The sequence below is a fragment of the Sphingobacterium spiritivorum genome (genome assembly GCF_016725325.1).
Taxonomy (GTDB): domain Bacteria; phylum Bacteroidota; class Bacteroidia; order Sphingobacteriales; family Sphingobacteriaceae; genus Sphingobacterium.
Map to the genome: position 1 here is coordinate 3,916,846 of NZ_CP068083.1, position 18,643 is coordinate 3,935,488.

General features: G+C 40.2%; 14 protein-coding genes. 8 read left to right on the forward strand and 6 right to left on the reverse strand.

The features are described 5' to 3' along the window. Positions 1-232 precede the first annotated feature (232 nt). The gene (locus I6J02_RS16355; protein ID WP_201678902.1) at positions 233-2,620 is read left to right on the forward strand and encodes a PQQ-binding-like beta-propeller repeat protein; all 2,388 of its coding nucleotides are present in this window, start codon (positions 233-235) and stop codon (positions 2,618-2,620) included. Positions 2,621-2,721: 101 nt separating this feature from the next. Here the strand turns inward: I6J02_RS16355 and I6J02_RS16360 are convergent, their stop codons facing one another. From I6J02_RS16360 to acnA, 5 genes are all read right to left on the reverse strand, one after another. After that, the gene (locus tag I6J02_RS16360) at positions 2,722-3,708 is read right to left on the reverse strand and encodes a metallophosphoesterase family protein (protein WP_201678903.1); all 987 of its coding nucleotides are present in this window, start codon (positions 3,706-3,708) and stop codon (positions 2,722-2,724) included. 32 nt (positions 3,709-3,740) lie between these two features. Beyond that, positions 3,741-4,469, reverse strand: a complete 729-nt coding sequence (locus I6J02_RS16365) for an HAD hydrolase-like protein (RefSeq protein ID WP_201678904.1) — start codon at positions 4,467-4,469, stop codon at positions 3,741-3,743. After that, positions 4,462-5,712 (reverse strand): MFS transporter, encoded by a 1,251-nt coding sequence (locus tag I6J02_RS16370; RefSeq protein WP_236582058.1) that lies wholly within the window; start codon positions 5,710-5,712, stop codon positions 4,462-4,464. The genes I6J02_RS16365 and I6J02_RS16370 overlap by 8 nt, the downstream gene beginning before the upstream one ends. Before the next feature lie 6 nt (positions 5,713-5,718). Next, on the reverse strand, positions 5,719-6,798 hold the full coding sequence (locus tag I6J02_RS16375; RefSeq protein WP_201678905.1) for a zinc-binding dehydrogenase: 1,080 nt from the start codon (positions 6,796-6,798) through the stop codon (positions 5,719-5,721). Positions 6,799-7,065: 267 nt separating this feature from the next. Continuing rightward, positions 7,066-9,840 carry an aconitate hydratase AcnA gene (gene acnA, locus I6J02_RS16380; RefSeq protein WP_201678906.1) on the reverse strand — a complete coding sequence of 925 codons (2,775 nt, stop codon included), beginning with the start codon at positions 9,838-9,840 and terminating at the stop codon, positions 7,066-7,068. 211 nt (positions 9,841-10,051) lie between these two features. On the opposite strand from acnA, the gene mnmE reads away from it, so the two are divergent. Beyond that, on the forward strand, positions 10,052-11,428 hold the full coding sequence (gene mnmE / locus I6J02_RS16385) for a tRNA uridine-5-carboxymethylaminomethyl(34) synthesis GTPase MnmE (RefSeq protein WP_201678907.1): 1,377 nt from the start codon (positions 10,052-10,054) through the stop codon (positions 11,426-11,428). Positions 11,429-11,538: 110 nt separating this feature from the next. Then, positions 11,539-12,285 carry a metallophosphoesterase gene (locus tag I6J02_RS16390; RefSeq protein WP_201678908.1) on the forward strand — a complete coding sequence of 249 codons (747 nt, stop codon included), beginning with the start codon at positions 11,539-11,541 and terminating at the stop codon, positions 12,283-12,285. On the opposite strand, the gene I6J02_RS16395 is transcribed toward I6J02_RS16390, so the two are convergent. Then, the gene (locus I6J02_RS16395; RefSeq protein WP_201678909.1) at positions 12,255-12,548 is read right to left on the reverse strand and encodes a hypothetical protein; all 294 of its coding nucleotides are present in this window, start codon (positions 12,546-12,548) and stop codon (positions 12,255-12,257) included. The genes I6J02_RS16390 and I6J02_RS16395 overlap by 31 nt on opposite strands. A 265-nt stretch (positions 12,549-12,813) precedes the next feature. Between I6J02_RS16395 and I6J02_RS16400 the strand changes: the two genes are divergently transcribed. From I6J02_RS16400 to I6J02_RS16420, 5 genes are all read left to right on the forward strand, one after another. Next, entirely contained in the window at positions 12,814-14,031 is a 1,218-nt protein-coding gene (locus I6J02_RS16400; protein WP_201678910.1) for an AbiH family protein, read from the forward strand. 304 nt (positions 14,032-14,335) lie between these two features. After that, on the forward strand, positions 14,336-14,617 hold the full coding sequence (locus I6J02_RS16405) for a helix-turn-helix domain-containing protein (RefSeq protein ID WP_201678911.1): 282 nt from the start codon (positions 14,336-14,338) through the stop codon (positions 14,615-14,617). A 1-nt stretch (position 14,618) separates the two neighbouring features. Next, positions 14,619-15,875 carry a type II toxin-antitoxin system HipA family toxin gene (locus I6J02_RS16410; RefSeq protein ID WP_201678912.1) on the forward strand — a complete coding sequence of 419 codons (1,257 nt, stop codon included), beginning with the start codon at positions 14,619-14,621 and terminating at the stop codon, positions 15,873-15,875. Positions 15,876-16,005: 130 nt separating this feature from the next. Then, complete coding sequence (locus I6J02_RS16415; protein WP_201678913.1) at positions 16,006-16,854, forward strand: hypothetical protein; 849 nt, start codon at positions 16,006-16,008, stop codon at positions 16,852-16,854. A gap of 235 nt (positions 16,855-17,089) precedes the next feature. Then, positions 17,090-18,604 (forward strand): tetratricopeptide repeat protein, encoded by a 1,515-nt coding sequence (locus I6J02_RS16420; RefSeq protein ID WP_236582060.1) that lies wholly within the window; start codon positions 17,090-17,092, stop codon positions 18,602-18,604. Positions 18,605-18,643: the final 39 nt, after the last annotated feature.

Sequence of the window (18,643 nt, forward strand, 5' to 3'; positions counted from 1 at the left end):
ATAAAATTATTTTGCAGGGATAAAATTTTTTATTTAACATTGAGTTTAAGTAATGCTAAACTACAGCGCTTACTTTTGCCAGAATATATGCCTTTCGTTTTTGTATTTTTTAATATTTATAAACAATTGGTGTAGTTTGTAGTATGTTGCATCATTAAAAAACGAATAATCAATTCTAAAATAATAATTTTCAGCAAGCTGCTGCACATGCAAAGTTTGCCCCTACGTCATCATGAGAAAAATATTACTTATCAGTGCAATTTTAACTGCTCAACTGGTACATGCACAGTATCGCGGACAGGTTTACATCGATCTTAACGATAATAAGAAACCGGATCTGAATGAAAAAGGAGTAGGAGATATCCTCGTATCGGACGGATATGATATGGTCAAAACGGATGCGAATGGCAAATTTGATATTAAACCTCATGAAAAAGCCCGTTTTCTTTTCATTACTGTTCCATCGGGTTATAAGGCCGGGAAAACACATTATATTAAACTTTCCAAAGCGGATGAAACATATGACTTCAGCTTGGTAAAGGATGAAAATCAATCGGCTGATAAATTACGTTTTATTCAGATTACCGATACTGAAACACCCCTCTACGGGCAATGGATAGACAATGTCCGTAATTACGCACGTGAACAGGGAGCTTCATTAATTATGCATACCGGCGACATCTGTTACGAACCGGGTATGCAGTTTCATGCGCGTCAGGTCAATTCAGAACTGATGCGCAGACCTACCTATTACGCTGTTGGTAATCATGATCTCGTAAAAGGGGAATATGGTGAAAAACTATTTGAGGATCTGTTTGGTCCTACTTATTATTCATTTGATGCTGGTCCTGCACATTTTGTGGTAACACCTATGGCCGGTGGCGACTATGCACCCAGCTATACACAGGATCAGGTGATCGCCTGGCTGAAAAAGGATCTGGCTGCAAAGGATAAGAATAAGCCTTTGATCTTTATCAATCATGACTTTGCAGTAGGGAAAGATTTTGTGATGAAAGGTAAGACAGAACAGATTGACCTCAAACAGTATAATCTGAAAGCCTGGCTGTTTGGGCACTGGCATAATAATTTTGTACAACGCGTAGGCGAAGGCAATGTGTATGTGATCTCTACCGGAGCTCCGAATAAAGGAGGCATCGATAATTCAGCTGGTCAGTTTATGGCTATTGACATCGATAGTAACGGAGTTACTCATGTGCAGCCTGTATATGCTAATCTGAAAGGACATGTGGCTGTAGTAAGTCCTGCTGCGGCTGGTACGAATACCCTGAATGGTAATAAACTCGAGTTAAATGTCAATATCTATGATAGTGAAAGAGCTGTAACCGGAGTCCATACGTATATCTATGACCAGCATGGAAAACAGATCGCTAAAGAATCACTGGAACAACGGAGTGATTGGAACTGGAGAGGGCAGGGGGCATTAGGCAAAGTAGCTTATGGCGTAAATTATGAAATGCTTACTGAAGTGGTATATACTAACGGCGAGCGCGAATTAAAGAAACAACCTTTCACCTTAGCCAGGAATGTTGCTGATCAGCCTCTGCAGCTGATATGGAGTGCCAATATCGGAGCGAGTGTATGGAAAGCAAGTCCGCTTGTTGTGGATGATCTGGTACTGGCTGCGACTATTGATGACGGTATGACTGACAAAAGCAAGATCGTTGCGCTGGACAAAAAAACTGGAAAAGAGATCTGGTCTTATCGTACAAAAAGCTCTGTTAAAAATAAGTTGAACGTAGCTGAAGGACTAGTGTTAGCTACGGATGGTGCCGGCAATGTATATGCGCTGGATGTCAAAACCGGAAAACCTAAATGGACAAAGGATCTTAGCGGCGGAACGCTGCCGGTGTACGTAACAGGAGGGGTAATAGATAAAGGTATTTACTATACCGGTTATGGTAAATACCTGTCGGCCTTAAATGTCAAAACAGGAGATGTAATCTGGCAGAATAAGGATTGGAATAGCGGTGAAGGGATGCCCGGATCTATGCTGATTGCAAAAGATGTACTGCTTACAGGCAGCAACTGGAATAGCTTATTTGCACATGATCTTGCATCCGGTAAACTGTTGTGGAAGAGAAATGATGACGGACTTCGTTTCAGAAGCGGCGGTGTGAGTTTTGATGGTGAATATGTATACACCACGGGACTTAACGGTTTGTTTGTCCTGGATCTGAAAAGCGGAGAGACCATTAGAAAGAAAATTTTTGAGGATGAATTTAAGGTAATGGCATCGCCTCTGCTTTTAAACGGTGAACTGATCATGCCTACATCTGTAAGTGGTGTGAAAAGTTACGACCTCAAGACGCTGGAAGAAAAATGGCAGTTTAATACCGGAGAAGCGCTGGTATATACTTCAGCCTATACCAGTCCGGATCAGCATAAACCTGTTCGTACAGTAGAAAGCAGTGTCATTGCTGTAGGAAACAATCTGTACTTCGGAGCTTCAGACGGACAGTTTTATGTGCTTGATCAGACGGGTAAACTCGTACAGGCTATTACATTGGGAGCGCCTGTATTTGCCGAGGCAACTCTTGCAGATCATTATATGTATGTAGCGGATTTTTCAGGTAATGTACATTGTTTTAAGATGAAATAGCAGCTATAAATTTTAGACGGTTTTAAAGTACTGATCGTACTGAAAAAGCTGATTTCCTAAAAATGACAACGCCCCTGAAATCTATTCAGGGGCGTTGTCGTTTAGTATTTAAGTACTCGGGAATCGATTTCCGAACTAATGGGATAGACATCTTTGTAAATATCAATCCCTGTCTGTTCCAGCGGTATGCCGGCCATGCTGGTTTTTTTGCCTTTGATCGAGATTCTATTCTTGTTGTTAATATCGATCATCGCCCAGATCGGCTCCTCGTAGACCAGTGTGTACTGTAGTATCCGGTGTTTTTTATAAAAGTCTTCTGAAAATGCGCGGCTTTTGAATTCTTCTCCGGCCCAGTAGTAAGATGCACTGTTGATCTGTACATAATGTATTCCGTTTATTTCATTATGATAATTCATATGATGATGTCCTGTCAATACGAGGATGACCTTTTTGAACCCGGCCTTTTCGTTTATCTGCTCTAACAGATAACGAACCTCCATTCCGTTATCAAGTCCTCCTAAGGTATTCTCCAGACCCTGGTGACAGAATATTATGGTCCTTAAGGAAGTCTTTTTCAAATCTTCTTTAAGCCATTCCAGTTGCTTCTTTGCTATTGTACGCGGATAACCCGGTATCTCGGTTGTTTCACTTTTCTCGTTACCGTCAAGGACCACAAAATGAAAACCATTCTTATCAAACGAATAGTAAGGACGATCAACAGACCAGAACGCTAAGGTCTGTTCTTTGGTATATCCTCCGTCGGTATCATGATTACCCAACACATGGTATTTATCTCCCTTAAAGCTGTTCCATATATCCATCAAAGGTTTATTCTGCGGTTTGGGCATACAGAAATCCCCCAGTTGGATAATGAAATCCGGTTTTTCCTGTTTCATCGCTGCAATAAATGCGGCTGCCCGTTTCTCACTGTCGTGCATCAGGTCATAATGCAGATCCGTGATGACACCGAACTTTATGCTTTGACTGGCTTTATCTGTACCTGCTTGGGCAGAGGCAAATGCCGGGTTTATCAGCAGACCGGTGATCCCAAGTCCTCCGATTTTTAAAAATGATTTTCTGTCTATCATAACTGGTTTTATTGTTAGCCGTAATTCCTGTATTATAAGGCTTTTATAAGTTCTATAATTTCCAATGGCTGATGTATAAGTTTATCCGACGGATAATAATTCAGTTCATGTTCTGCATGTGTTCCATAGAGTGATCCTACCGAATAAGCTACATGAGCACGATGCGCAGATTGCAGATCCGAAGGGGTATCGCCTATATTGATCACCGTACCCGCATCCCGGATCTGACATTTTTCCATCGCAAGATAAATCATATCCGGTTCAGGTCTGCCATTTTCTACATCACTGCTGGATACAGAGCAATTAATAATATTGTCTGCGGTATTATGGAGTCTTACATAATGACTGTCCAGATCTTTATCCCAACCCAGTTTACGCAGAATAATGGAAGTTACCTTTCGGTAGAATCCGGTAGTCAGTGCGATCCGGATATTGTTTTCACGGCAGAATTCGAATACTTCCAATACCCCGTCGTAAGGTTTTGCTCCATATGTTTCATAATGATGTTCGAGTGTATTGCAGAAAAAAGCATAGGATTCGTCTACTTTCTCTTTAAATGAGGGATGATTTTCTCCGATTTCATCTTTCCAGATGGTTTCGAATACCCGGTATTTAGACCAGCCCATCATGCCGTTTATTTTTTCGGAAGATACTTCCAGTTGTGTTGCCTGAATGGCTTCGAAAAAACATTTTTCGACTTCACGATTGTCCTGTACGGTAGTTCCGGCCATATCAAACAAGGCTAATTTAATTTTACTCATGATTATTGATCTGTTGAGGTTTTATAAATGATATAATGCATGCACATATTGCGCATATGACAGCGACTATTAAAAAAATATTGGAGGTGTTTCCGGTATAATCGATTATTTTACCAAACAGAGGTTCGCCTACAGCTGCAAATATATAAGCAAACATATTCATAATGCCAATCCCTGTACCGACGAGTTTTGAACCGAGAAGATCAGGACTCAGCGTCCAGAAATTAGCTTGTGGCCCGTATACAAAAAAGCCTGCAGCAAACATAAGAATTGCTGCCAGCGTATGATGTGGAGCTGGTATAACGTAAATAAGTAATGCTACAGCACAGCTGCACAGCATCCCGATCCGGATAGATTTGCTTCTGTTTTTATTAAAGAGCACATCAGAAATATAACCAAAAGAAACTGCGCCGATGGCCATTCCGACCGGAATAAATAAGGTAAGCCAAAGGTTCTCAGAAGATTCTTTGTAATTATTTCCGAGAAAATGAATAGGCACCCAGAAGATAAGACCATATCTGGCCATACTTTGAAATCCTATAGCCACGGAAGCAATCATAAAATTGCGGTTCTGAAATACCGTTTTATAGGAGGATTTCCATTCCGACTTTTTCTCGATAGTTCCGCCAGAGGAGCTTTCTGCTGTTTTGTAGCCTTTTAGGGAAGGATGACTACGTGCAATAATCAGAAACAGAACCAAGGCAAACAGCAGAAACAAAATCGGGTATCTGAAAAGTGTGCGCCAGCTTTGTCCCTGCTGCACCAGTAATAAAGCCATAAAGAATGTTAGTACAGAAGAACTTCCCGCTGCCATAGTATAGAATCCGAATGCTTTACCTCTTTCATTACTGTCCCACCAGTTGGATATGAGTTTGCTGCCCGAGCCCCAGGCCATAGACTGAAAATATCCGTTTAATGTCCAGAGAATCAGAATGGCTGTATAGGTCGTTGCATAACTGATGCTGAGGTTGCAGATAATGGACAGAAAACCACCTGTCAATATCATGATTTTCGGACTGAAGCGGTCAGCCAGATTGCCGTTGATAAGCTGTCCCAGTGCATACCCCATTAGCATCGAAAAACTGATCCATCCGATCTGCTGAAAACTAATGTGCAGTTCGGCAGCCATACCTTTGGCTGCCCATCCGAAATTGTGGCGTCCGGTATAGAAGAACAGGTAGCAAAACATGGTAATAAACAACATTTTCCATTGTTCTTTTCTGAATTTTTTTTGAATATCCATCCTGTATTAGTTTTGATGGATAAGGATGCCGACACGTACCGGTTTTTTATCTTTTGCATAGGCAAATGCTTCGTTGACTTCTTCCAGCGAAAATTCTTTTTCGATCATTCCGGCAAAAGGATAGTTGTCCAGATGAACCGTAATAAAATCAACAGCTGTATTGAAATCCGAATAATTGTAATTGTGCAGTCCGCGTATGGTTAGTACACGTCTTATGATTTGTTCGGCATCAATATGAAGCTTGCGTTGTTTAAAGACAGCACCAATCAATATCGCATATCCGCCAACGGCTAAGTGATCAATGCCCGATTCCATTGCCTCAGGTGAACCACTCATATCAAAAAAGCAATCCATCAGAAGAGAGCCCGACAGTTCTTCGGATTGATCTGCCGGATTGAATGTCTGGTCTGCACCGAATTTCCGGGCAAGTTCCAGTCTTTTTTGATCCATATCCGAAGCAATAATATAGGCTGCTCCGGCTTCTTTGCACATTGCCGCACAAACCAGGCCCAGCAACCCCATTCCGGAGATGAGGATACGTTTACCTTTTACAGATCCGGCCAGCCGCAGGGCTCCGGCAGCCGTAGCCACAGCACAATTGATCGTCGCAGCTACTGGCAGAGGTAATGATGGCGATAATTTTCGGATGCAGGTATGGGGGCGCAGAATAATATGCGTAGCCAGTCCACCATGGAAACTATCTGTTTCTGTAAGCTGACGATGCCCGTATTTATAAAGTGCAGTGTTTTTCTGCGGAATTTCCGGATTATAGCTGTCCGTCTGCGGATCGCTGGCAAATACGGTCCAGGTAATCAGATCGCCTTTTTGCAGGGGAATACCAATAGCATCGGTTCCTTTATAATCAGGAGCGATATCTTCTATAATTCCTGCAATTTCGTGTCCCAGAATGGTTGGACAAGGTTCCTGACGCATGCCGCAATAAGTATGAAGATCACTTCCGCAAAGCGTAGTATAGCAGATTTTTACTAATATTTCTCCTTCCGAGAGCGGTCTCACGGGCATACTGTGCGAAGTGAGAGGTGTGTTTGAACGTTCAAAAACCAGAAAATTCCCTTGTTTTATCATAATGGTAGTATAAATATATAAAATGTTTTGTAATACTAAACAATGTTTATTTATACTATATTTTATTAGTGTTAAATAATTATGAAGATTACAGGAAAGGTTCGCGGTATTCTCGCTTGAATTGTTGCGTTCAGAAAGATAAATCCGGAAAAAATAAGAAGGAAAGGGGAGAAATTTCAGTGATAATGGATTTCACTTTTTCCTGACTACAGGAAATAAAAATACCCCTGAGAAGTTCAGGGGTAGATGCTATATTCAGTCAGCTTGTTAATTATTCTTCAGGTATTCTCTCAATACATATTGCAGGATACCGTCATTCTTGTAATATTCTATCTCTATAGCGGAATCTAACCGGGCTTTGACTTTGAAGTCGGTTACTTTGCCGGATGGATGAACAGCTTTTACGTCCAGTAATTTGTGCGGACTCAGGTTTTCAGCCAGTCCTGTAATATTAAACGTTTCTGTTCCGTCCAGTCCCAGAGATTCGGCATTCTGGCCTTCTAGAAACACCAAAGGTGCTACACCCATACCGACCAGATTACTACGGTGTATACGTTCAAAGCTTTCCGCTATCACTGCTTTTATGCCCAACAGGAATGTTCCTTTGGCAGCCCAGTCTCTGGAAGACCCTGATCCGTATTCTTTACCTGCCAATACAATAAGCGGCGTATGGTCTTTCTGATAAGCCATGGCAGTCTCATATACGGTATTGACTTCGTTATCTGGAAAATAGATGCTGTATCCACCTTCTTTATCGACGATCTTATTCTTGATACGTACATTGGCAAAAGTACCCCGCATCATAACTTCGTGATTTCCTCTTCTGGATCCGTAGGAGTTGAAGTCAGCCTGCGCAACATCGTGAGCCAGTAAGTACTGGCCTGCTGAAGTGTTATCTCTGAATGAACCCGCAGGGGAGATGTGGTCTGTCGTGACTGAATCTCCTAGATATAATAACACCCGTGCATCTTTGATATCGGTTACCGGATTTAAAGTCTCTTTCAGCCCCTCAAAGAATGGTGACTCTTTGATATAGGTAGAATCGGATTTCCATTCGTAGTTTTGTTCCAGATTGACCTGCAGATTCTGCCAGTCTGTAGACCCGTCAAAGATGACATCATATACTTCCTGAAAATCTTCCTGTTTCACACAGTCATTGATCGTCCGGATAATCTCTTCACGGCTTGGCCATATATCTTTCAGATATACCGGATTGCCATTCGGATCATAATCCAACGGATCTTCCAGCAGGTTGATATCCACACGGCCTACCAGCGCATAGGCAACTACGAGCATAGGTGACATGAGGAAGTTCATTTTTACCTGCGGATGTACACGGGCTTCGAAATTCCGGTTACCGGACAAAACGGATGCCACTACCAGCTCGCCTTTATCTACGGCTTCGGCAATATGCGGAGGAAGGGGGCCTGAGTTGCCGATACAGGAAGTACAGCCGTATCCAACGGTATGAAAACGTAAAGCATCCAGATCTACATTCAGTCCGGCACGTTCCAGATATTGAGTGACGACTTTAGATCCCGGAGCCAGAGATGTTTTGACCCAGGATTTGGTCCGCAATCCTTTTTCTACCGCATTGCGGGCCAGTAGTCCGGCGCCGATCATGACGGCAGGATTGGAGGTATTGGTACAACTGGTGATGGCGGCAATCACAATACTGCCATCGCTCAGGATAAATTCTTTATTCTTATGCTTGATGCGTACAGATTGTATGGCTTCTTTATCCACCTGAAAATTATTGGGTGCCGTGAGTGGAACTTTTCCAAAGGTGAATTCAGTTCCTGATCCGCCATCTGCCAGCCAGGCAGCTTCCCGCCGATCCTGAAAAGGCTGGTATTCTCTGTTGTGTTCTTTATCCAGCAAGGTAGCAAATTTGCTTCCCAGTTCTTTGACGATGATCTTGTCCTGCGGACGTTTTGGACCAGACACGGTAGGTTCTAATGTAGACAGGTCAAATTCGACTAAAGACGAATACTGAATGTTTTCATGACCGGTACGCCACAACAGATTTTCCTTACAATAGGTTTCTACAATCTGTATCTGCTCTTTAGAACGATTGGTGGCGTGCATATATTCCAGTGTGCGGTTGTCAATAGGGAAGTAGGTCACTGTACAGCCAAATTCCGGAGACATATTGGAGATTGTAGCACGATCCGTCACCGTCAGGTTGTCCAGTCCTTCGCCGAAGACTTCCACAAATTTGCCTACTACGCCTTTATCTCTTAATATTTTGGTAATAGAAAGCACCATATCCGTAGCGGTACAGGCATCCGGGATATTTCCGGTAAGTTTCAGACCGATGACTTCAGGACAGGTAAAAAAGATGGGCTGTCCCAGCATTGCGGCTTCTGCTTCGATACCACCTACACCCCAGCCAATCACACCGATACCATTTACCATCGGGGTATGTGAATCGGTACCGACTAAAGAATCCGGAAATAACCAGCCTTCTCTGCCGATGACGCCCTTGGCCAGATATTCCAGATTGACCTGATGACAGATTCCCATTCCGGGAGGGACAACTGTAAAATTACGGAGTCCTTTTTGCGCCCATTTCAGGAGCTCATAGCGTTCGGTATTACGGTCGTATTCGAGCTGTACATTTTTATCATAGGAATAATCTGTGCCGAAGTAATCTACCTGTACGGAATGGTCAATGACCAGATCCACAGGGATAGCCGGATTTATCTTTTGTCCGTCTTTACCGTGGCGTACATATTCTGCCCGCAGAGAGGCCATATCCACGACAGCAGGTACGCCGGTGAAATCCTGCATCAGGATACGCGCCGGCTTGAAGGGTATATCTTTGTCTACCGGTGCCGGTGACCAGTGAAGCAATGTATTGACATGTTCATCGGTAATGCTGAACCCGTCAAAATTGCGGAGTACATTTTCCAATAAAATCCGGATACTGAACGGAAGATGATCTACCGAACCTCCGGGAAGGTTTTTCAGCGAACTGTAATGATAGGTTGTGCCATTAACATCAAGTTTCTGAAGTGATTTTGCTTTAGATGTGTCCATAAATTATCTCTCTTGTATAGTATTAACAAGTGATTTTTGAAATCGTTGTCAAAAAAATGAAATTTTCGCTCAGGACTGTTTTGTTTCAGATACGGCTGTCATCTTCCTGTTGCCAACGATCTTTCGGCTGAGGGAAAACCGGAATTTAAAACAGGCAAGATTGTGTCTTTCTGCGCCTGTTCTTTGCTGTTGAAATACGTATCTTTGCAGCATGTCTACATCTTCTATTCAACAACAAGAGACTATAGTTGCATTGGCTACGGCCAATGGTAATGGTGCTATCGCTGTGATCCGTCTTTCGGGCAAGGATGCTATTGAAATTGCCAATCAGGTTTTTCGTGGCAAGGATCTTTCTGCCCAACCTTCTCATACGGTTCATTTCGGTACGATCCGGGATGGAGAAGAAATTCTGGATGAGGTACTTGTCACTTTATTTGTAGGCCCTAATTCTTATACGAAGGAGCATGTGGTGGAAATATCTACACACAACTCTAAATATATTATCGAACGTATTATCAGCTTGCTGATCCGCAAGGGGGCAAGGGCTGCCAAACCCGGAGAATTTACACTGCGTGCTTTCCTGAACGGTGGTATGGATCTTTCGCAGGCAGAGGCGGTGGCGGATCTGATTGCGTCTAATTCGGCGGCATCCCATCAGATCGCTATGCAGCAGATGCGGGGCGGGTTTTCCAATCAGCTGCGGAAGCTGCGGGATGATCTGATTCATTTTGCTTCTCTTATCGAACTGGAACTTGACTTTTCGGAGGAGGATGTGGAGTTTGCAAACCGGGATCAGCTGAAGCTGCTGATTCTACAGATCAATTCGGTAGTGCGAAAACTGATTCAGTCTTTTGAACAGGGGAATGTGCTCAAAAATGGCGTTCCGGTGGTTATTGCCGGCAAACCGAATGTGGGTAAATCTACTTTGCTGAATGCCCTGCTGAATGAGGAGCGTGCTATTGTATCGGATATCGCCGGTACTACACGGGATACAATCGAAGATGAGATTAATATTCATGGGGTGACGTTCCGTTTTATTGATACGGCAGGTATACGCGAAACGGTAGATGTGATTGAGGCAAAGGGTGTGGAGCGTACCCGAGAAAAGATGAAACAGGCTCGCCTGATTATCTATCTCTTTGATCCGGTACAGGATACGATTGCAGATGTGGAAACACAACTGGAAGAGGTGCGAAGCCTGAATATTCCTTTTGTTACTATTATCAATAAGTCGGATCTGCTGTCGGAAGAACAGCGTGCTGAATATCAGTCTCTTTCTCCGGTATTTATTTCTGCCAAGGAGCAGATCGGCGTCGAGGAACTGAAGGATGAACTGCTGCGTCAGGTGAACCTGGCTAATCTGAATACGGATGATGTAATGGTCACTAATATTCGCCATGTCGAGGCGCTGCAGCATACGGAAGATTCGCTGGGCAGAGTGCTGTTTGGTATTGATAATCCGGTCACTTCTGACTTTCTGGCTATGGATATCCGCCAGGCGCTGTATCATCTGGGAGAAATCACGGGTAGTGTATCTACGGATGATCTGCTGGATAATATATTTAGTAAGTTTTGTATCGGGAAGTAAAGCTGTTTTACTTTGTGTTTCTTAGCTTGTTAACAGTTTTTTAGTTCTTTTTGACTTTTCTTTGAATTAGATACTCTGATTGAACTGTTATGCTGTAAAGTTTTAAAAAGATGAAGATTCAAATAATCAGTGATTTACATCAGGAGTTTGGTCTTACAGAATTGTCTTTTGATAATGCTGATGTTGTTGTGATTGCTGGAGACGTAAATTTAGGGATAAAGGGATTACATTGGATACAGTCAAGAATCAAAGATAAGCCTGTAATTTATGTACTGGGAAATCATGAGTATTATAAAAACTCTTATCCTAAAATCTTAAATAAACTGAAGACATTAGCTGAAAATTCAAATGTTCATTTATTAGAGGATTCATATATTGATATAGATAATATTCGATTCCACGGTTGCACGTTATGGACAGATTTTTCAGTATTTGGTAATTCAGTGGAATATGGTATCATTTGTCAGTCTACGATGAACGATTACAAAATGATTAGGCGCGATCCTTCTTACTCAAAGATTCGTTCCGTTGATACTTTTCAAATTCATCAGGTGTCACGGAAATGGTTAGAAGGAAGTTTGCAAGGTTCTGAGAAATCTAAAAATATTGTAGTTACACATCATGCGCCAAGTTTACAGTCTGTACCAACAGAATATAAAAATGATCCTGTATCGGCTGCTTATGCTTCTGATATGGAAGATTTTATTTTAATGCATCAACCAGATTTCTGGATTCATGGTCATATCCATACACCAAGCCGATATCATATTGGCAAAACAGAAATTATCTGTAATCCGCATGGATATATAGATGAACCTTATAATGGTTATGAAAAGGAATTGGTTGTTGAAGTATAGGCTGAAGTAGTAATTATGAAAATGTACATAAAGATTATTTTTCTCATATCTTTTTGTGTAGCACCGCAGTAATACTTCTTTCCATCTTTAGCACCATCCCATACACTAGTTACACCTTGGATTTTACTTGGAACCTCTTTTTCCAGACGGATTAGTTTTTTACAAACTTTTCTAAAAGTTCTATTCCATCGCCTTTTGTCTTGTTTTTCTGTTTCAGCTGTAGTGATTCCGAATATTTTAGTTTTACGTAATGATCGAGACATGGTTGTTTTGTTTAACACAAATATAATTAATAGCACATCCAACATGTACATTGAACATTTTGCTGATTATTTTCTTTTTTTATTAATATCTATTAAATTCACTTCAATAGATGATATCATAAATACATCCGATCTTGGCATAGAATCAGGTAAATAAATTCAAAAGTTAAAAATATTTTTTTCTTATCAGTAGCTGTTTTATTTTTAGGGACACTTACAATTCGAATATAGATTATGATTTTAAAACGGAAAATTAATCAATAAAATGAATAGACTAATACTAATCGGTAATGGTTTTGATTTAGCGCATGGATTGAAAACTAGTTATAAGGATTTTATCTTTTGGTATTTAGACGAATGTTTTAATCAAGCAGGAATATACGCGAATGGCCATTATTTTGAAGATGATTTTCTTCGTGTTGAAGTTGTAGAATATTATAGGCGCATGGATCTTGTCGAAAATGCTGGTGACAGGGGACTAAGCAGATATTTGTACGAAAATAAAATCTTAAAATTATATTTGGATTTTGAGCCTACTCGAGAATATGTTGCTTCTGACAATATTGAAAAATATAGATATATAAATACAATTCTCGCTCATAATGTATCCTTTAAATCGATATTTTTCAAACAACTTATTTATACATGTTTAGACTGCGGATGGGTTGATATTGAACAAGAATATTTTGATGCACTGAAGAAATTTAATGATTCAGATAATGTCCATGATTTGGAATATATCCAAACTTTGAATAATCAATTCGCTTTTTTAAAAAGTAAGCTTGAAGAGTATTTAACACTAGAAGATAATAGTTTTGATCAAATAGTAAATTATCCTCTTGGCAAATTATTAAGTCAGGGCTTTAATTATGAGGATTTTGAGACAAGTATGGGGGATGATGAATTGAGATTTAAGTTAGGTTTAGATCATTCCGTTAACGGAGGTAATATCATTCAACATAAAGCGCATATTTTGAATTTTAACTACACCAATACATGTTATTCTTATTTAGCAGAACTAAGAAAAAGAACCTTTTCTCAAGTTGCTATAAACCATATTCATGGTCAATTAAATAATGCTAATAACCCGATTATATTTGGTTTTGGAGATGAGCATGATAAGGATTATGCTTTATTTGAAGAACAACGCAATAATAAACTTTTCGAGCATGTGAAGTCGTATCATTACTTGAAAACACCTAATTATCGTGACTTAATACGATTCTTGAATGAAGACCATTATCAAGTTTTTGTTTTAGGACATTCTTGCGGCCTATCAGATCGAACCATGTTTAAAGAAATATTTGATCATGAGAATTGTAAGTCTGTAAAGATATTCCATCACAAACGTGCTGATGGCACTACAGATTTCTTTGATAAAACTATTAATCTGGGACGTCATTTTAGTGATAAAGGACGTATGCGGAAGCTAATAGTAAATTTTAATGATGCAGATGCTGTTCCGCAGTTTGAAAAGAAATAAGATATGTTAGCATATAAAGAATATGGAAAGTCCTATCCCAGTTGTCGGAAAAATGCGGAATTTAGAAAGCAACTAAGGTAGTTCTACTTTATCCAGGTGAGGGTAAATTAATAGATAAACAATTTTATCTAAAAGACCAACCTGGATTTGATGATAAACATTGCCATATCTTGCAAATACCTGCTGACAATGATTTCAGACTGTTGAAGGATAATATGTGGATCTAATTAAAGTTTGTTTATTGTTTAATTGTTCGTTATTTCAAACATAATAATTATTTTTGTTTGAAATAACGAACGTTTAGATGAAAAGACAACCTGTTTTACCGAAGTTTCAAGCTATATTGGAACAGATGGGCGGGAATATTAAACTTGCTCGGAAACGCCGTAAGTTGACTGCTGTGCAAGTAGCAGAACGGGCAGGTATTGCACGTTCTACGTTATATCTTGTCGAAAAAGGTGATACAAGTGTTGCTATGGGGGCATATTTCAATGTATTACGTGTACTAGGTCTGCAAGATGATTTTTTAAAATTAGCAGCAGATGATGTTTTTGGACGTAAACTTCAGGATTTAGATTTGTTGTAAGATGGCGGTAAATAAAACAGATATATACGTTTATGCAGATTGGATAGGTTTATCGCAGTCAACATTGGTCGGTATTTTGTCAGCTCATCAGGCAAAAGGTCGTAAAGCATTTAGTTTTGAGTATGATAAACAATGGTTAAAGACCAATGCACAACGCTTAATTGATCCTGATATCCAATTCTATTCGGGACAACAATTTCCCAATAATAAAGAGAATTTCGGTGTTTTTCTGGATAGTATGCCTGATACATGGGGTCGTACATTGATGAAACGTAGAGAAGCTCAACTTGCTAAAGCAAATGGAACGAAAGCCAAAACCTTATATGATATCCATTTTCTTTTAGGTGTTTATGACAAAACCAGAATGGGGGCTTTTCGTTTCAAACTTGATCCTGATGGTGATTTTTTGGATAATGATACGGAGAAATCAACACCGCCATGGTCGACGGTTCGTGAATTGCAACAAGCCGTCGTTCATTATGAAAATGATGAAGAAAATGAAGCCATAAATAAGTGGTTAAAATTGCTCATTGCTCCAGGCTCATCTTTAGGAGGTGCTAGACCAAAAGCCAATATTTTAGATGAAAACAAAGATCTTTGGATAGCTAAATTTCCTTCAAAAAATGATACTATAGATAAAGCTGCGTGGGAATTTTTGACTTATAAGTTAGCCATAAATGCAGGCATTGAAATGACTGAATGTCGGTTAGAAAAAGTTAATGGTCAGTACCATACTTTTTTCACTAAACGATTTGATAGGGTCGGAACGGATAGAATTCATTTTTCATCGGCTATGACCATGACAGGAAATAACGAAGATACAATTAAAGATAATCATGCAAGTTATTTAGATATTGTTGAATTTATACAGGATAATGGCTATCACGTCGATGATAACTTGGGTCAATTGTGGCGTAGAATCGTGTTTAATATTGCTGTCTCTAACACAGATGACCATCTTCGTAATCATGGATTTATTTTGAGTTCTGAAGGCTGGAGGTTGTCACCAGCTTATGATCTTAATCCCTCAATTGATAAAGATGGCTTAGCATTGAATATTGATATGCATAATAATGCTTTGGATTTTGATCTGGCAAAAAGTGTTGGTGAATATTTTAGGTTGAATGATAGTCAAATGAACAGTGTTATAGCCGAAGTTTTGACCGCAGTAGAAGGATGGGAAGTTATTGCGAAAGAAATAGGTATTTCAAGAGCTGAACAAGAGCTAATGAAATCTGCATTTAGAAATGATATTTAATTATTACAAAGGACGACTTCTCAGATAATAAATTGTTAAAAATTGATTATTGGTTGTTTTATCGGTAAGTAACAAATAAGAGTAATAAAATAACCCATACCGAACTTCTAAAAACAAAAAGAACTACAACATGTACCTAGGAACAACCACACAGGGCAGATCAGATCAGTTTATTGTACTGGAAAAGGAAGATTCAGCAGCAGATATTTCTGCTATGATGAAATCGGAAAATATTCGTAATCTGATTGTCTCAGGAAAAGAAGCCGGGCCGGATGTGCTAAGCAATACTGTGTTTTCTGAAGTCTTTAGTGAAATGGAAATTGTCCATCTGAGCGATATGGGGTTCGGGAAAAGTGAAGAGCTGTTTCAATTTAAAAAGGTAAAGCGATTAGAAATCAAAAACTGTAAGTTCAAAGGCAAACAAGGTCTGGACTGGTCGCAGTTGATACATCTGGAAGAACTGTTTACAAGCTATTCCAAACGTTTTCAAAACCTGTTTACTCATCCGGCGCTCAAAACACTGTACATCGAAAAATTAGAGGAAGAAGGATTTGAATTCCAGGTCAATTCTCAGCTGGAAACCCTTTCTATTGAGAAGAGCAAGGATTGTAACTGGGCTTCCTTACCCAATTTCAAAAACTTAAAAGCTTTGTATCTGGTTAGTATTCCTTCGATTGTAGATATCACTTGGATTACGGAGATTTCACAGCTTGAAGATATAGATTTCACTTCCTGCAAAAACATGGAAAATGTAATCGAAACTCTCTCTCAGGTAAAATCCTTAAAGACGATTTTTCTGGCGAATACGAGCGATTTTAATACCTTATTGCCTTTACAAAACTTAACCCATTTACAGGAACTCACCATAGAAAGCAGTGGTAAACTGTTGGATAAAAAGAATATCGATTTTCTAAACCAGATGCCAGATCTGGAGTTTAGCATTGAAATGAAAAATTGTACAGTAAGTAATGAGGAATAAAGAATCTGCATAATTTCGTGCTTTTGCTATTTATACAATCGCCTGTAGCTTCCATCCATATATCACCAAATCAACAACCTTACTTGTTAATTTAACATTAACTTAATACTGTATCAGTTACTTTGTGGCAATTAAGACAAACAACCTTATGCTGCGCTTATTCTGTTTCTGTTATTTGTTGTTCATTGGAAATCTGCTGTATAGTCAGTCGGAGGTACCACGAAAGGTACAGGCTATGGCTGCCCAACACCCGGATACCGCTTTGCGATCCTTGCAGGAGCTTTATGCGAAATCCAGACAGGCTGACAATCCGCAGTTGGAAGGGGAATATCTGCAGGCAATGGGAGAGATCTGCTTCCATCAGGGACATTATCAGCAGGCACTTGAATTTTATATTGATGCAGAAAGCGCATTTGAAAAGGTCGGTAATTCCGATCTGCTGGCGCAGAATTTCGGGAAGACCGGAATGCTTTATTTCTACAATAAGCAACACGATAAGGCACAGCATCTGTTTAAGAAGGCGCTGACCTTATATCAAAAGACCAAAAATGAGGAAGGGCAGGCCAATATTCTGGGAAGTATAGGGCAGGTGTATGAAAAGAGACAGCTATATGACAGCGCCTTTTATTACCAAAAAATGGCTCTCGAAAAGTTTCAGCGCAGTAATAATCCGGAAGGAGCAGCCAAAATATATGAAAATCTGGGTAGCATCTATGAAGACCTGGAGCGGTATGATGAAGCCCTGGAACATTTTAATCAGTCTCTGTTGCTTTACAAAGCACAAAACAATGAGACCGGCACAATCGAAGTCATCAATAACCTGGGGGATATCTTACGCAAAACCGGAAAATATGCTGCAAGTATCGCGAAAACCAAAGAAGCCCTGCGTCTGTCCGAAAAAACAAAAAACACCTATCAAAAGGCTTCAGCAACCAAAGATCTGGGCAAGACCTATGGTCTAATGGGGCAGCTGGACAGCGCTTATCACTATGCCGAACTCAGCCGTACCTATAGTCTGGAAGTCTATTCGGAAGAGGTACTCAAACAAACCTCTTTTTTACAGGTACTCTATGATATGAATAAACAGGCTGATGAGATTGCCCGGCTGAACGGTATCCGTAAGGTAAACCGTATTATGGTGATTGCGTTTTCCATTGGTGCCTTATTGTCTGTTGTTTTGATATTGGTGATCATCAGCCGGCAGCGTCTGAAAAACAGAGATCAGAAAAATACGGTCGAAAAGCGGGAGGCAGAGCATGCTTTTGTGCAGTTGCAACTGGAAAACAAACTGCTGGAAGAAGATTTGCTGCGCGAACAACTCGTACTCAAAGGAAATGAACTCTCCATTCATACCTTAAATCTGATCAAGAATAAACAGTTTCTGGAACAATTGCGGGCAGACCTGTCTGCCATGGTAAAAGATGAACGTCGTGATCAGAAAAGACAGCTTCAGCAGCTTATACAGGAGATCGATAATTCCTTCGGTGAAGAACAATACTGGAAAGAATTTGCTCAGGCTTTTGAACAGGTACATCAGCAGTTTTTTGAAAAGCTGAAAAATTACAGCACAGAACTGACGGCTTCAGATCTTCGCCTTATTGCGTTGATGAAAATGAATCTCAGTTCACCCGAGATAGCCGTGATGTTGGGGATATCTACTGATAGTCTGCGTGTGGCCAGGTACCGGTTAAGGAAAAAACTCCATATAGCACAAGGCGATAACCTTAGTTTTTTCATCCAGTCCCTTTAGGTCATTTTTGTATCCAAAAGATTTTTCTGAATTCCCAAT

What these genes read in the sequence shown, in the direction of transcription:
- I6J02_RS16355 (WP_201678902.1), top strand. Translation starts at nt 233, where the DNA reads ATGAGAAAAATATTACTTATCAGTGCAATTTTAACTGCTCAACTGGTA.
- I6J02_RS16360 (WP_201678903.1), bottom strand. Translation starts at nt 3,708, where the DNA reads ATGATAGACAGAAAATCATTTTTAAAAATCGGAGGACTTGGGATCACC.
- I6J02_RS16365 (WP_201678904.1), bottom strand. Translation starts at nt 4,469, where the DNA reads ATGAGTAAAATTAAATTAGCCTTGTTTGATATGGCCGGAACTACCGTA.
- I6J02_RS16370 (WP_236582058.1), bottom strand. Translation starts at nt 5,712, where the DNA reads ATGGATATTCAAAAAAAATTCAGAAAAGAACAATGGAAAATGTTGTTT.
- I6J02_RS16375 (WP_201678905.1), bottom strand. Translation starts at nt 6,798, where the DNA reads ATGATAAAACAAGGGAATTTTCTGGTTTTTGAACGTTCAAACACACCT.
- acnA (WP_201678906.1), bottom strand. Translation starts at nt 9,840, where the DNA reads ATGGACACATCTAAAGCAAAATCACTTCAGAAACTTGATGTTAATGGC.
- mnmE (WP_201678907.1), top strand. Translation starts at nt 10,052, where the DNA reads ATGTCTACATCTTCTATTCAACAACAAGAGACTATAGTTGCATTGGCT.
- I6J02_RS16390 (WP_201678908.1), top strand. Translation starts at nt 11,539, where the DNA reads ATGAAGATTCAAATAATCAGTGATTTACATCAGGAGTTTGGTCTTACA.
- I6J02_RS16395 (WP_201678909.1), bottom strand. Translation starts at nt 12,548, where the DNA reads ATGTCTCGATCATTACGTAAAACTAAAATATTCGGAATCACTACAGCT.
- I6J02_RS16400 (WP_201678910.1), top strand. Translation starts at nt 12,814, where the DNA reads ATGAATAGACTAATACTAATCGGTAATGGTTTTGATTTAGCGCATGGA.
- I6J02_RS16405 (WP_201678911.1), top strand. Translation starts at nt 14,336, where the DNA reads ATGAAAAGACAACCTGTTTTACCGAAGTTTCAAGCTATATTGGAACAG.
- I6J02_RS16410 (WP_201678912.1), top strand. Translation starts at nt 14,619, where the DNA reads ATGGCGGTAAATAAAACAGATATATACGTTTATGCAGATTGGATAGGT.
- I6J02_RS16415 (WP_201678913.1), top strand. Translation starts at nt 16,006, where the DNA reads ATGTACCTAGGAACAACCACACAGGGCAGATCAGATCAGTTTATTGTA.
- I6J02_RS16420 (WP_236582060.1), top strand. Translation starts at nt 17,090, where the DNA reads ATGGCTGCCCAACACCCGGATACCGCTTTGCGATCCTTGCAGGAGCTT.